General features: G+C 69.0%; 13 protein-coding genes. 7 read left to right on the forward strand and 6 right to left on the reverse strand.

All coding sequences use genetic code 11. The features are described from left to right. Positions 1 to 99: 99 nt before the first annotated feature. Positions 100 to 354 carry a hypothetical protein gene (locus VK92_RS42220; protein WP_124469190.1) on the forward strand — a complete coding sequence of 85 codons (255 nt, stop codon included), beginning with the start codon at positions 100 to 102 and terminating at the stop codon, positions 352 to 354. Between the two features lie 184 nt (positions 355 to 538). On the opposite strand, the gene pxpA is transcribed toward VK92_RS42220, so the two are convergent. The 3 genes from pxpA to pxpB all read right to left on the reverse strand — a co-directional run bounded on the left by pxpA (position 539) and on the right by pxpB (position 3,094). After that, positions 539 to 1,303: a 5-oxoprolinase subunit PxpA gene (pxpA, locus tag VK92_RS34715; RefSeq protein WP_048026612.1), complete on the reverse strand. Its 765-nt coding sequence runs from the start codon at positions 1,301 to 1,303 to the stop codon at positions 539 to 541. A 70-nt stretch (positions 1,304 to 1,373) separates the two neighbouring features. Continuing rightward, positions 1,374 to 2,441, reverse strand: a complete 1,068-nt coding sequence (locus VK92_RS34720) for a biotin-dependent carboxyltransferase family protein (protein WP_021163774.1) — start codon at positions 2,439 to 2,441, stop codon at positions 1,374 to 1,376. Beyond that, the gene (gene pxpB / locus VK92_RS34725; protein WP_048026614.1) at positions 2,438 to 3,094 is read right to left on the reverse strand and encodes a 5-oxoprolinase subunit PxpB; all 657 of its coding nucleotides are present in this window, start codon (positions 3,092 to 3,094) and stop codon (positions 2,438 to 2,440) included. The genes VK92_RS34720 and pxpB overlap by 4 nt, the downstream gene beginning before the upstream one ends. Before the next feature lie 148 nt (positions 3,095 to 3,242). On the opposite strand from pxpB, the gene VK92_RS34730 reads away from it, so the two are divergent. After that, positions 3,243 to 3,755 (forward strand): winged helix DNA-binding protein, encoded by a 513-nt coding sequence (locus tag VK92_RS34730; RefSeq protein WP_027788908.1) that lies wholly within the window; start codon positions 3,243 to 3,245, stop codon positions 3,753 to 3,755. A 91-nt stretch (positions 3,756 to 3,846) separates the two neighbouring features. Here VK92_RS34730 and VK92_RS34735 read toward each other — a convergent pair whose 3' ends face one another. Then, positions 3,847 to 4,455 carry a 5-formyltetrahydrofolate cyclo-ligase gene (locus VK92_RS34735; protein ID WP_048026616.1) on the reverse strand — a complete coding sequence of 203 codons (609 nt, stop codon included), beginning with the start codon at positions 4,453 to 4,455 and terminating at the stop codon, positions 3,847 to 3,849. Positions 4,456 to 4,463: 8 nt separating this feature from the next. Here VK92_RS34735 and VK92_RS34740 point away from each other — a divergent pair, with 8 nt between their 5' ends. The 4 genes from VK92_RS34740 (at position 4,464) to VK92_RS34755 (ending at position 9,382) form a co-directional block, all read left to right on the forward strand. Continuing rightward, positions 4,464 to 6,416, forward strand: coding sequence for a lytic transglycosylase domain-containing protein (locus VK92_RS34740; protein WP_048026618.1), 1,953 nt, complete (start codon positions 4,464 to 4,466; stop codon positions 6,414 to 6,416). A gap of 57 nt (positions 6,417 to 6,473) precedes the next feature. After that, positions 6,474 to 7,433, forward strand: a complete 960-nt coding sequence (locus VK92_RS34745) for a complex I NDUFA9 subunit family protein (RefSeq protein WP_042977656.1) — start codon at positions 6,474 to 6,476, stop codon at positions 7,431 to 7,433. 63 nt (positions 7,434 to 7,496) lie between these two features. Then, on the forward strand, positions 7,497 to 8,144 hold the full coding sequence (locus VK92_RS34750; RefSeq protein WP_042977654.1) for a glutathione S-transferase family protein: 648 nt from the start codon (positions 7,497 to 7,499) through the stop codon (positions 8,142 to 8,144). Next, positions 8,141 to 9,382 (forward strand): multifunctional CCA addition/repair protein, encoded by a 1,242-nt coding sequence (locus VK92_RS34755; RefSeq protein WP_021163148.1) that lies wholly within the window; start codon positions 8,141 to 8,143, stop codon positions 9,380 to 9,382. The genes VK92_RS34750 and VK92_RS34755 overlap by 4 nt, the downstream gene beginning before the upstream one ends. 63 nt (positions 9,383 to 9,445) lie before the next feature. On the opposite strand, the gene VK92_RS34760 is transcribed toward VK92_RS34755, so the two are convergent. Continuing rightward, positions 9,446 to 10,231: a helix-turn-helix domain-containing protein gene (locus VK92_RS34760; RefSeq protein WP_048026621.1), complete on the reverse strand. Its 786-nt coding sequence runs from the start codon at positions 10,229 to 10,231 to the stop codon at positions 9,446 to 9,448. Between the two features lie 443 nt (positions 10,232 to 10,674). On the opposite strand from VK92_RS34760, the gene VK92_RS34765 reads away from it, so the two are divergent. Continuing rightward, positions 10,675 to 12,534 carry a M24 family metallopeptidase gene (locus VK92_RS34765; protein WP_048026622.1) on the forward strand — a complete coding sequence of 620 codons (1,860 nt, stop codon included), beginning with the start codon at positions 10,675 to 10,677 and terminating at the stop codon, positions 12,532 to 12,534. 19 nt (positions 12,535 to 12,553) lie between these two features. Here the strand turns inward: VK92_RS34765 and VK92_RS34770 are convergent, their stop codons facing one another. After that, a complete protein-coding gene (locus VK92_RS34770; RefSeq protein ID WP_048026623.1) occupies positions 12,554 to 13,909 on the reverse strand; it encodes an SGNH/GDSL hydrolase family protein in 1,356 nt (451 codons plus the stop codon). Positions 13,910 to 13,995: the final 86 nt, after the last annotated feature.

Here is a 13,995-nt window from a genome sequence, read left to right on the forward strand (position 1 = left end):
TCGCGCCCGACGGCCCGCACCGATCTTCCCCTGTTTGATTGGCCTCGCGCACCCGCGGCGAAACGCGTGCGCGTGGGCGGCAATCGATAAGGAAAACCCTTGAATCGTCGGAAAATAGCGTTTAAAACGATTGACATCCCGTTCCGCCAATATCTATTCTTCACCCCACAAGTTGAAAAAATGAAAAGAATAGATAAGTTCTACGGGGTAGCAGAAATAAGCGCGGGGTTAGCGTTGCCGGCACGTGAAGCACGTGCCGGCCGCGGAGTGTCTGCATGCACGGCGGGGCCAATCATCGTCGGACAAAACATGCATGCAGGCCGACTTGCAGATAAGCAACGTTCCGTCGTCTGACCGGGGAATGCAGTGATCGGGCGGCGGCGGACGTTTTTTAATCCGGAAGATTTTTCCGGTCACCGTCGAAAGACGGTTTCGGGGGGCGAATCGACAGACGGCCAAGCCGCAGCGATTGCGCCAACGGAAAAGCGCCACGAGGGCGCTTTTTTCTTTTGTGCGACGGATCAGGCAGCCGGCCGGGTCATGCGCGTTCGTCGGCCTGCAGCATGCCGGGCGCGACGACGTCGACACCCACCGCCTCGAGCGCGGCGCGAATCCGTTTCGCGAACACCAGCGCATGCGGCCCGTCGCCGTGCAGGCAGACGGTCTGCGCATTGAGCATCACCCATTCGCCGCCGATCGCACGCACCTGACGGCTGCGCACCATGTCCAGCGTACGCGCGATCATCGTGTCTTCGTCGTCGATCAGCGCGCCGGGCTGGTTGCGCGGCACGAGCGAGCCGTCCGCGCGGTAGCCGCGATCGGCGAACACTTCCTCCACCGCGGCGAGCCCCGCGTGCCGCGCGGCCGCGACGAACACGCTGTTCGCGAGCCCGAACACCGCGAGCGACGGATCGAAATCGCGGATCGCGGACACCACTGCATCGGCGATCATCGGGTCGCGTGCGGCCTGGTTGTACAGCGCGCCGTGCGGTTTCACGTGCGCGATGCGCCCGCCCTCGGCCTGCGCGATCGCCGACAGCGCGCCGAGCTGGTACAGCACGCCCGCGTAGATGTCGCCGGCCGGCAACTGCATTTCCTTGCGGCCGAAATTCTCCGGATCGTGAAAGCTCGGATGCGCGCCGATCGCGACGCCTTTCTGCACGGCCCAGCGCACGCAGTCGCGCATCGCGTTCGCGCCGCCCGCATGCCACCCGCATGCGATGTTCGCGGACGTGACGAGGTCGAGCAGCGCCTCGTCCGATCCGCATCCTTCGCCGAGATCGGCATTCAGATCGATTTCCATGGTGTTCCTCGTCCACTGATTGCGTGGCCCGTTCTTGCTGCTACTGCCTTCGGTACTGCTACCGCCATCGTCATGCCGCGCGCGACTGGGCGCGGCGGCGCGCTTCCTCGCGCAGGTCGATCGCCACGTCGATCTGCCGCAGGTAGGCACGTTCTGCGATCAGGGCGGCGCGCGCGGCGTCGGGTGTCGTGCGCACGAAGCGGATCGGCAGGTTGAGCCGCGCCTGCGCGAGTTTCCACAGGTCCGCACGGATCACCGTGCCGATCTTCGGGTAGCCGCCGGTGGTCTGCGCGTCGTGCATCAGCACGATCGGCTGGCCGTTCGGCGGCACCTGGATCGTGCCGGGCAGCACCGCATGCGACAGCAGCTCGGCCGGCCGCTCGCGCACGAGTTCGACGCCCGCAAGCCGATAACCCATGCGGTTGCTGTTCGCCGTGACGAGCCATTCCTCGTCCCAGAACGCCTGCTGCGCATCGGCGGCGAACGACGCGTAGTCGGGGCCCGGCAGCACGCGCACGGGCATCGCCCACGGCGCATGCGCGGGGCGGTGGCGGCGCGGCGGCTCGTCGACGCGCGCGAACGCGCACCACGCCGGCGCCTTTACGCCGAATTCGGGCGCATCGGCCGCGAGGCAGCCCATCCCGGCCGGAAGCACGCCGACCGGGAGGCGATCGCCGTCGCGCAGCGCGCGGCCGCCGAGGCCGCCGAAGCGCGACGCGAGATCGGTGCTGCGCGAGCCGAGCATCGGCAGCACGTCGATGCCGCCGGCGATGCACAGGTAGCCGCGCATCCCGCGTTTCGCGGCCGGCAGCACGAGCGTCTGCCCGGCCTCGACCGGCAGGCTCCACCACGAATATACGCGCCGGCCGTCGAGCGTGGCGCCGAACTCGGTGCCGGTGATCGCGATGCGGGTCGCGCGCGTGAAGCGGAAGGCGGCCGGGCCGATCGTGATTTCGACGGCGGCCGCGTCGGGACGGTTGCCGACCAGCCGGTTGCCGACCTCGAGCGCGAGGCTGTCGAGCGCGCCGCCCTGCGCGACGCCGAGATGGCGCGAGCCGCGGCGGCCGAGATCCTGCACGGTGGACAGCGGGCCGGCCCGCACCACCTCGATGGTGCCCGGTGCGTTGTTCTGGGTCATCGCGCGTCGACTCCCGCAATGGTGAAGCGCACGCGGTCGCCGGGCAGCAGCAGCGTCGGCTGCGGCCGCGCCGGATCGAACAGCACGTGCGACGTGCGGCCGATCAGTTGCCAGCCGCCGGGAGACGTGGCCGGGTAGATGCCTGTCTGTGCGCCGCCGATGCCGACCGAGCCGGCCGGCACCTCGAGGCGCGGCGCCGCGCGGCGCGGCGTGTGCAGCGCGGCATCGAGCCCGCCGAGATAGGCGAAGCCCGGCTGGAAGCCGACGAAGAACACGACGTAGGCGCCGGCTGCGTGGCGCGCGACGACTTCGTCGGCCGACAGGCCGGTATGGGCGGCGACGGCCGCCAGGTCGGGGCCGGCGGCGCCGCCGTACTCGACCGGGATTTCGACCTCGCGACCGTCCGCATGCTCGACGTCGGCCGTCTCCCACGCGTCACGCAGCGCGGGCGTGAGCGAGTCGGCCGTCGCGACGAGCGGGTCGAACACGATGGTCAGGTTGTTCATGCCGGGGACGACGTCGATCACGTCGGGCCACGCGCGCGCGGCCTCGGCAACGGCCCAGACGCGGCGCTGGCAATCGAGCGTGGCGGGCGGCGGCACCTCGCAGACGAGGGCGGCATCGCCGAGCGGATAAATGCGGGGTGGCGTCATCGGACTGGCACGGTTCGGACGGCAATGTTAGCGCACATTGTCAATAAAATATCGACAACTTCCCAATAAGCGTTTTCGCCTAGCCCGTATGTCCGGGCTTCTGGCGTACACTCGGCACACCCTGTCATCCGGCTTGCTCCGTCTTTACATGAAGCGTCCTGCGACCAAGATCGTGTCATCCGAACACCTCGTTTCCGATTCGAGCGCGGAGCTGTCGGAGCTCGAATACGGGCTCATCATGGCAGGCAACGCGTTCAACCGGTGGATGGTGCGCTGCATGTCGGCGGCCGGCGCGAAGGACATGACGGCGGTCGAGGTGTCGCTGCTGCATCACGTCAGCCACCGTGAACGCAAGAAGAAGCTCGCCGACATCTGCTTCGTGCTCAATATCGAGGATACGCACGTCGCGACCTATGCGCTGAAAAAACTGATCGCCCGCGGCTATGTGAAGAGCGAGAAGAACGGCAAGGAAGTGTTCTTCTTCGCGACCGACGCGGGCCGCGACCTGTGCCTGAAGTACCGCGAGGTGCGCGAGCACTGCCTGATCGAGACGCTGAAGGACAGCGGGCTCACCAACGAGCAGATCGGCGACGCGGCGCAGTTGCTGCGCAACGCATCGGGCCTGTACGACACGGCCGCGCGCGCGGCGGCGTCGCTGTAAACGGTTGGGTCAGGGCCGGGGTTGCGCCGGCCGTGGCGCGCGGCAATGCGCCGGCGGGCGTGCGACGACGGACGCGGCGGCGCCCGCCGCATCATCCGGCGGCCGGGTAGAGCGCGCCGTCGGTCACGATCCAGCCCAGTGCGAGATCGTGCGCTTCGGCCGGCAGTGCGTCGACGCGGCACGCTTCATAGGCGATGCCGACCGTCACGGGCGGCTGGCTGGCCGGCCACGCGGCGAGCGTGCGGTCGTAATAGCCGCCGCCGTAGCCGAGCCGGTAGCGCTGCGGATCGAATCCCACGCAGGGAATCAGCAACAGGTCGGGCACGACGACGATTCCCGACGCCGGTTCCGGAATCCGGTGATGGCCTTCGCGCATCGGCGTGTGCGTGTCCCATGCATGGAACTCGAGCGGCGTGTGCCGCTCGCCGATCACGGGCAGCGCCGCGCGCCGGCCGGCACCGGCCGCGCACCAGGCGAGCACCGCCTCGCGCGCATCGAATTCGCCCGGCAGCGGCCAGTAGAACCCGACCGTGCGCGGTGCGAGCCGTTCGAGCAGCGTGCGCAGCCGCGCGTCGAGCGCGGCATTCGCGGCGGGTTGCGACGCGGCGTCGCGACGCGCGCCGGACAGCGTTTTGCGTAGCGCAACCTTCGGGTTCGGCACAGGGTTGCGTGCTATGCTTTCGCTCACTTCGTGCTCCATTCAAAACGATGTCGAACAGCCTTTTCCGAGTATATCGCGCGGTCGCGCTGACGCTTTCGGCCACCGCGCTCGTCGCGGGCACGGCCGCGTGCGCCGCACCGAACGACGATACGGTCTCCGGGGACGACCAGACCTTCGTGCAGCTTCGTGAAGCCGCGCGCCGCAACGACGCCGCGAAAGCCGCGCAGCTCGCGTCGATGATTCCGAACTATCCGGTACCGTCCTACGTCGAGTATTTCCAGATCAAGCCGCAGTTGTTCGATTCGACGGGCCGCGCGCGCGTGGATGCGCCGGACGCGCCCGTGCAGTCGTTCCTGCAGCGCTACGATGGCCAGGCGATCGCCGACCGCCTGCGCAACGACTACCTGCTCGTGCTCGGTGCGCGCCACGACTGGCGCAACTTCGACGATCAATACAAGCGCTTCGTGCTCGACGACGACACGCAGGTCAAGTGTTATGCGCTCGAATCGCGCGCGGCGCGCGGCGAGAACGTCGCCGATGCGGCGCGTGCGCTGCTCGTCGAGCCGAAGAATTACGGCGACGCATGCGTCGACCTGATCACCGCGCTGACGGTCAACCAGCAGTTCACGAGCGACGACGTGTGGCAGCAGGCGCGCCTCGCGTACGAGCAGAACTACACGACGCTCGGCGGCAAGATCGTCGACGCGCTCGGCGCGCGTCCGGTCGGCTTCGACCAGGCGACGAGCGCGCCGCCGCTGTACCTCGCGCGCGGCGTCGGCCCCGACGCGACGTCGCACCAGCTCGCGCTGATCGCGCTCGGCCGCATGGCGCGCAACGATCCGGACGCGGCCGCCGGCATGCTCACGACGGTCGCGCCTTCGCTGACCAAACAGGAGCAGGCGATCGCGTGGGGCGCGATCGGCTACCAGGGCGCGATCAAGCGCTCGCCGCTCGCATCGGTCTGGTATGCGAAATCCAAGAATGCGCCGCTGTCGAACCCGGGCTACGAATGGCGCACGCGCGCCGCGCTGCTCGCCGGCAACTGGCCGATGGTGCGCTGGTCGATCGAGCAGATGCCGCCGTCGCTGCGCGACGATCCGGCGTGGATCTACTGGCATGCGCGCGCGCTCAAGCAGAGCGGCGACACGCTGCAGGCGAACCAGGAATTCGAGCAGGTCGCCGGGCAGTACAACTTCTACGGGCAGCTCGCCGGTGAAGAGCTCGGCCAGCGCACGACGATCCCGCCGCGCACGAAGGTGAGCGACGCCGAGATCGACGCGATGGGCAAGATTCCGGGCTTCGCGCTCGCGCAGCGTTTCTACGCGCTGAACCTGCGCCTCGAGGGCAACCGCGAATGGAACTGGCCGCTGCGCGGGATGACCGATCGCCAGCTGCTCGCGGCCGCCGAGTACGGCAAGCGTGTCGACCTGCTCGACCGCACGGTCAACACGGCCGACCGCACGAAAGCGGAGCACGATTTCACGCTGCGCTACCCGTCGCCGTACCGCAACATCGTCGAGCGCTACGCGCAGTCGACGGGTCTCGACACCGAATGGGCGTACGGGCTGATCCGCCAGGAGTCGCGCTTCATCACGAGCGCGCGTTCGTCGGTGGGCGCGGGCGGCCTGATGCAGCTGATGCCGGCCACCGCGCAGATGGTCGCGAAGAAGCTCGGCCTCGGCACGATCTCGCGCACGCAGATGCACGACATCGATACCAACATCCAGCTCGGCACCTGGTATCTGGCGGACATCTACAACAACTTCGACAGCTCGCCGGTGCTCGCCACGGCCGGCTACAACGCGGGCCCGGGCCGGCCGCGCCAGTGGCGCCAGGTGTTGACGCAGCCGGTCGAAGGCGCGATCTTCGCAGAAACGATTCCGTTCAACGAGACGCGCGACTACGTGAAGAACGTGCTGTCGAACACCGTCTACTACGCGGCGCTCTTCGAGGGCAAACCGCAGTCGTTGAAGAAACGTCTAGGCATGATCTCGCCCTGATAAGCAATCTTCACACTGCCGCGCGAGACGCGGCAGTGTTCTTTTGAGGCCCACATCATGGATCGCCAGACCGTCGCGCTGCTGGGCGGCACCGGCTTCATCGGCAGCCGGCTCGTCAATGCGCTGATCGAAGCCGGCAAGCAGGTACGGATCGGCACGCGCCGGCGCGACCACGCGCGCCACCTGCAGATGCTGCCGGTCGAAATCGTCGAGCTCGAAGCGCTCGACACGCGCACGCTCGCGCGCTTCGTCGCCGGTGCGCACGCGGCGATCAACCTCGTCGGCGTGCTGCACGGCGGCCGCGGTACGCCCTACGGGCCCGGCTTCGAGCGCGCGCACGTCACGCTGCCGGCCGCGCTCGCGACCGCCTGCACCGAGGCGGGCGTGCAGCGCGTGCTGCACATGAGCGCGCTCGGCGCCGATTCGCATGGCGCGAGCATGTACCAGCGCTCGAAGGGCGACGGCGAGGCCGCGCTGCATGCGATCGCGGCGACCGATTCGCTCGCGCTGACGATCTTCCGCCCGTCGGTCGTGTTCGGCCCCGGCGATGCGTTCCTCAACACGTTCGCGAACCTGCAGCGCACGGTGCCCGTGCTGCCGCTCGCGATGCCCGACGCGCGCTTCCAGCCCGTGTTCGTCGGCGATGTCGTGCGTGCGTTCGTCAACACGCTCGATCTCGCGGCCGCGCACGGCAAGACCTACGAACTCGGCGGCCCGACCGTCTACACGCTCGAGCAGCTGGTCCGCTATTGCGGCACGCTGGTCGGCCGGCAGGCACGCATCGTGCGGCTGCCCGACGCGCTCGCGCGGCTGCAGGCGAGCGTGTTCGAATGCTTGCCCGGCGAGCCCGTGCTCACGCGCGACAATCTCGCGACGATGTCGGTGCCGAACGTGCTGTCGGGGCCGCTCGCGCCGGAGCTCGGGATCTCGCCCGCGAGTCTCGAAAGCATCGCGCCCGCGTATCTCGGCCAGGCCGCGCAGCGGTCCCGGTTCGACTGGTTCCGCTCGCGCCGCTAGGCCGGCCCGGGTGCCGTCGTTCAGCTTCGCCCTTTTCATCTTCTCGCTTTCCGGAACACCGTCATGAAACTCGTCATTGGAGACAAGAACTACTCGTCGTGGTCGATGCGTCCGTGGCTGCTGCTCGTGCATTTCGGCATCCCGTTCGACGAGATCGCGATCGAGCTGCGCCACGACGACACGGCCGCACGCATCCTCGAGTATTCGCCGTCCGGCAAGGTGCCGTGCCTGATCGACGACCACGGCGTCGCGATCTGGGATTCGCTCGCGATCGCCGAGACGCTCGCCGAACGCTATCCGCAGTTTCCGATGTGGCCGGCCGATCCGCTCGAGCGCGCGCATGCGCGCTGCGTCGCGGCCGAGATGCATGCGGGCTTCGCGGCGCTGCGCACGCAGATGGGCATGAACGTGCGCGCGTCGATGCCGGGGCGCGGCGCGACGCCCGATGCGCTCGCCGACGTCGCGCGCATCGACGCGTTGTGGAGCGCGTGCCTCGAGGCGTCGGGCGGGCCGTTCCTGTTCGGCGAATTCGGGATTGCCGATGCGATGTACGCGCCCGTCGTGATGCGCTTCAACACGTACGCGCCGGGCCTGTCGCCGGAGGCGGCCGGTTATGCGGCCCGCGTGACGGCGCTGCCGGCCGTCCAGCGCTGGATCGACGCCGCGCGCCGTGAAACGAACGTGATCGCCGAATTCGAGCCGCAGCCATGAACATCTACGCTGTAGGCGGTGCGATCCGCGACGAATTGCTCGGCGTGCCCGTGCAGGACCGCGACTACGTGGTGGTGGGCGCGACCCCCGAGCAGATGGCCGCGCAGGGTTTCCGGCCGGTGGGCAAGGATTTCCCGGTCTTCCTGCATCCGCGGACGCAGGAGGAGTACGCGCTCGCACGCACCGAGCGCAAGACGGCGGCCGGTTATCACGGCTTCCAGTTTCATTACGCGCCGGACGTGACGCTCGACGAGGATCTCGCGCGGCGCGACCTGACGATCAACGCGATGGCGCGCGAGGTGAGCCCGGAGGGCGAACTGGTCGGGCCCGTGATCGACCCGTTCGACGGGCAGGCCGACCTGCGCGCGCGCGTGTTCCGCCATGTGAGCGATGCGTTCGTCGAGGATCCGGTGCGGATCCTGCGCATCGCGCGCTTTGCCGCGCGGTTCGCGGATTTCACGGTCGCGGATGAAACGCTCGCGCTGATGCGGCGGATGGTCGATGCGGGCGAGGTCGACGCGCTCGTGCCCGAACGCGTCTGGCAGGAAATCGCGCGCGGGCTCATGGAGGTGAAACCGTCGCGGATGTTCGCGGTGCTGCGCGAGTGCGGCGCGCTCGCGCGCATCCTGCCCGAAGTCGATGCGTTGTGGGGCGTGCCGCAGCGCGCCGACTACCACCCGGAGGTCGACACCGGCGTGCACGTGATGATGGTCGTCGACTATGCGGCGAAGCAGGGTTATTCGCTGCCGGTGCGCTTCGCGGCGCTCACGCACGATCTCGGCAAGGCGACGACGCCTGCCGACGTGCTGCCGCGCCATATCGGCCACGAGGGACGCAGCGTCGACCTGCTCAAGCCGTTGTGCGAACGGCTGCGCGTGCCGAACGAATGCCGCGATCTCGCGCTCGTGGTCGCGCGCGAGCACGGCAACCTGCATCGCGTGATGGAGATGGGCGCGGCCGCGCTGGTGCGGTTGTTCGAGCGCAGCGATGCGCTGCGCAAGCCGGCGCGTTTCGCCGAGATGCTGCAGGCGTGTGAATCGGATGCGCGCGGGCGGCTCGGGCTCGATACGCAGCCGTATCCGCAGGCCGAGCGGCTGCGTGTCGCGCTCGCGGCCGCGCGCAGCGTCGATGCCGGCGCGATCGCGCGCGGCATCGGCAACGATACGGAGAAGATCCGGGAGGCCGTGCATCGCGCGCGGATCGAGGCTGTCGCGCAGGCGCTCGCGATCGGCGAATAGGGCGGCAGGAAGGGCGGCAGGAAGGGCGGCAGGAAGGGCGCGCGTCGCGCGCCTGCAAAGCCGTTACGGCTTCTTCTTGCGTGCCGGCTTGGCGGCCGCCACGCGTTTGCCGGCGGCCGCGCGCGGCTTGGCTGCCGCCTTCTGGTCTTTTTTCACCGAGCCGGCGGCCCGATCGCGATCCGCCCGTTCGGGCGCCGGCGCGCGGCGGCTCGTGCGCGGTTCGTCCGCCGTGGCGCGCACGACGGGGGCCGGTTTCGTGGTGTCCGTCGTCGCGGACACGAACCCGGCGCGACGGTCGTCGAACAGCGGCAGCGTGCCGACCGCGATCAGCTCGGCCGGCCCGTCGCCCACGTTGGCGACCCGATGCCGCTTGCGCGCGTCGAAGTGCAGCGAGTCGCCGGGCGACAGCGGGTAATGCTTCTTGCCGATCGTGAAGCAGATCCGGCCGGCCAGCACATACACGAATTCGTCGCCGCCGTGCGCCACCCATTCCGAGCGGTAGCCTTCCATCATCCGCACCTTGAGCGCGTTGATCTGGCTGCCGTCGAACGTGGTGGACAGGCGTTCGTACCATTGCGACGTGGCGTCGAGCGCGTACGCCTTGCGGCTGCCCTCGTGCGAATCGGGCCGCACCTGGCGTGGCTGGTCGATCAGCGCGCCGAGCGGCACGTCGAGCGCCTTCGCGACGTTGACGAGCGACGACAGCGAAATGCCCGTGAGATGGCGCTCGACCTGGGACAGGAACCCGACCGACAGTTTCGCTTCGGTCGCGACTTCCTGCAGCGTCTTCTTCGCTTCCCGGCGCAGGCGGCGAATGCGCTGGCCGATACGCATGAGGTCTGAATCCATGAATCTCTTTCGCGGCAACGAATCGGGAGGCGGGCGGACGGGCGGTGCAGTCGCCGGACAGGGAATTCCGCGCACCGCATGAAGCACGGCCGTCGGGGCGGCGATGCCGGCGCATTGTACCGCGCGGTGCCGCCGGACGAACGCCCGTTGTGCCGGGATCCGCAAGCGTCATGCCGATTTTAGCCCTACGAAAATTTCAGCTTGACCTCAATTTCAGCGTGCTCTAGATTCTGTCGCGCGCATCAAAAAAAGTTAAGTGAGACGAAATTTTTTAAAGGGACCGCCGCCGGGACGGTACGGCGGCCCGGCGTCGTGCCGCGCCGGGTCGAGTGTCGACCGTGCAGCGGCGCCGGGCCGCGTCAGGCCTGCTTTGGGCCCGCTTTGGGCCTGTACCCCCGCCGCGTCACCGCCGGCCGCCGACAACAATGCATAACGGGCTTCCGATGATCGATCGACTGAAATACAGCTTCTCCGGCCTTCCCCCGTACGACGCGTCCGTCGTCGACACGCAGGCGGCCCTGTCGCGCCTGCTCGACGCCGCGCGGCTCGATGCGGTGCTGGTCACGTCGCAGGACGAATACGTGACCGAGTACCTGCCGCGCAGCAACAACCCGCGTTATGCGCTGTCGGGCTTCGACGGTTCGGCCGGCTGCGGGATCTTCCTGAGCGCGGCGACCGCGCAGGCGCTCGGCGTGCCGCCGTTCGTGCTGTTCGTCGACGGCCGTTATCACCTGCAGGCCGAGCAGCAGTGCGATCCGGCACGCGTGCGCATCGAGAAGCTCGGGATGAACGTGACGATCTGGCAGGCGATGGCCGACTGGCTGGTCGCGCACGGGAGCCGGCTCGCACGGGTCGGCTACGACGCGCGGCGGATCAGCGTCGCGCAGCGCGATCGCCTGTTCGGGCAGACGCAGGCCGCGTCGCTCGACTGGACGAGTCTCGCCGATCGCGAGATCGATCTCGCGATCGCGTTGCCGGGCTGGGTCGTCGAGCGGCCGATCTTCGAGGTGCCGGAAGCGATGACCGGCCTGAGCGTCGCGCAGAACCTCGACGCGCTGAACACCAAGCTCGCCGCGCACACCGGCGCGCCGGACGGCAGGACCGCCTTCTTCACCTGCGCATCGGACGACCTCGCGTATCTGCTGAACAGCCGCGGTTATCACATCCCGAATGCGTCGTCGCACCTCGGCTTCCTGTTCGCGGTGGGCGGGCAGGTGGCGTTGTTCCTGCCGGAAGGCTGCGACCACTGCGAGGTCATGCTCGAATCGTATCCGGCGCTGCATGTGATCCGGCGCGATGTCGCGGCGCTCGAGCGCTTTCTCGCGCCGTTCGCGGTCGAGCACGTGTGCTACGGCTTCGAATCGGTGAACTGCGCGCTCGTCGACGCGGTGAAGCGGGTGTGGCCGCACGCGCGGCATGCCGACTTCAACCCGGTCGAGGCGATGCGGGCCGGCAAGACGCCGGCGGTGCTCGACCGGTTCCGCGACGCGTTTGCGCGCAGTTCCGCGGCGATCGCCGAGACGATGCGCTGGGCGAAGACGGGCGAGCCGGGCGAGCCGGGCGTGCGCCATACCGAATACGATCTGGCGCGCGCGATCAACGATGCATACGCCGCGCGCTCCGCGGTTGCGCTGACGTTTCCGTCGATCGCCGCGAACGGCGCGAACAGCGCGTTCGCGCATTACACGGCGGCGAGCGCCGACGTCGAGCTGACGGAAGGCGAACTCGTGCTGCTCGACAGCGGCGCGTACTACGAAGCCGGCTTCGCGACGGACTGCACGCGCGTGGTGCTGCGCCGGACGCACCCGGATACGGTCGCGCAGCCGTGGCAGCGCGAGATCTACACGGTCGCGCTGAAGGCCTGCATCAAGGGGCTCGTCACGCGCTTCCCGAGCACGGCAAAGGGCGGCGACGTCGATGCGCTCGTGCGGCAGGTGTGCCGCGATCACGGCCACGATTTCGGCCACGGCACCGGGCACGGCGTCGGGATTCACGTGCACGAGGGCGGCGTGCGGTTCGCGCCGGGCGCGCAGTACGGGCTCGTGCCGAATGCGGTGATTTCGGTCGAGCCGGGCATCTACCTGCCGGGCAAGGGCGGCGTGCGGATCGAGAACATCGTGATCATCCGTCAGGACGACGCGCAGCCGGACACCGTGACGTTCGAGAACATCGTGACGGTCGGCTACGACTGGGACCTGATCGATCTCGACCTGCTGGACGACGACGAGCGCGCGTACCTGCGCGATTACGAGCGGCTGTGCGTCGAGCGCGGCACGCAGGTTACCGCGTGTCCGCTGCTGTAGGCACCGCCGCCCGCGCCGGTCAGTTCAGCAGGCGCGCCCGCGCGAACGGCGCGATCCGCTCGGCGAGCCACGCGTGCGTGCGTGTCGTCGGGTGCAGCGTGTCCCAGAACACGAAGCGCGCCGGGTCGCGGCAGTCCGCACGCGGCGTCTGCGCGCTCAGGTAGGTGAGCGACGACGGCTTCGGGATGTCGAGGCACGCGCGCTTCGCGTCGTCGAAGCCGTATTGGGCCGGATGGCTCAGCAGGTCGTCGAACAGCGCGTACGCGTCGAACACCTCGAGCCGCAGCGTCGCGCCGTAACGGGCGCGCAGCGCGGCGGCCGCGTCGGCGAGGCGCCGGTTGTAGTCCTTCACCTGCACGGCGACGTTTGCCGTGTCGGTGCGCGTCGCGAACACCGGTGCGCGCGACACGTCCGGCAGCGTGACGAGCATGATCCGCGTCGCGCCGGCCGCGGCGAGCCGCTCGAGGCTGTCGCGCACCGCATTCGCCGCCTGCTCGGGCGAGCGCCCGTAGTTCACCAGGTCGTTGCCGCCCGCGAACACCGCGAACAGCGTGTTGGCGGGCCGGTAGTCCGGTGCGCGATCCATGTATTCGCGCCACGAGTCGATCTGCTGCACGAGGCCCGGCACGACGAGGTACTGGTCGGTCGCCGCGCCGCCGATCGCCCAGTTGTAGAACGGCAGCCGCAGCGCGTTCGCGAGATATTCGGCCCACACCGGGCCGTTGCTGAAGCGCCCCGCATTCCAGCTCGTGGCGTTCGGCAGCTTCCACTGGCTCGCGTTGAACATGTTCTGCGTGTCGGACAGGCTGTCGCCGAACACGATCAGCTTGTTGACGCGTGCGTCCTGTTGCGCGGCGTCGACGGTCCACACCGTGTAGTTGAACGACAGCGCGTTGTTCGCCGCGACCGCCTGCACGAGGTCGGACCTGATGCCTTTCGCGGCCAGCGTCTTGCGGCACACGTCGGCGAGCGTGTCCTGCGTCGTCGTGCTGTAGAACATGTTCTTCCACTGCGTGATGCCGTCCGCCCACCAGTAGCCGGACACGCGATACCAGTCGCCGCCGGCGGGGTCGCGCGCCCATTCGTAGGTCGCGGCCGGCTTCAGCGGATCCGCGTCGATCCGGTACCAGCAACGCAGGTACGTGTAGGTGTCGGAGCCGCGGCGCGGCGCGCGCGGCGTCGCGCCGGGCGTAGCCGGGGCGGCCGGCGGCACGACGTCGGGGCCGGCCGGCGACAGCGACATGTCGCCCGTCGGCACGGGCAGCGGCGCGGCGCCGGCGGCCTGTGCGGCGGACAGCGTCAATGCGGTGCCCAGCGTCGCGGCGGCGGAAACGGCGGCGATGCGGTACGAAAACGGAATGCGGAAATATGGCATGCGGCCCTCTTCTGATTGTTGTGACGGGACGGCGGCGCGGCTGCGCAGCCGTGTATCGGAAGGGACCGTGGGTGCCGGGTTCGAGC

The sequence above is a fragment of the Burkholderia sp. LK4 genome (assembly GCF_001043615.1).
Lineage (GTDB): Bacteria > Pseudomonadota > Gammaproteobacteria > Burkholderiales > Burkholderiaceae > Burkholderia > Burkholderia cepacia.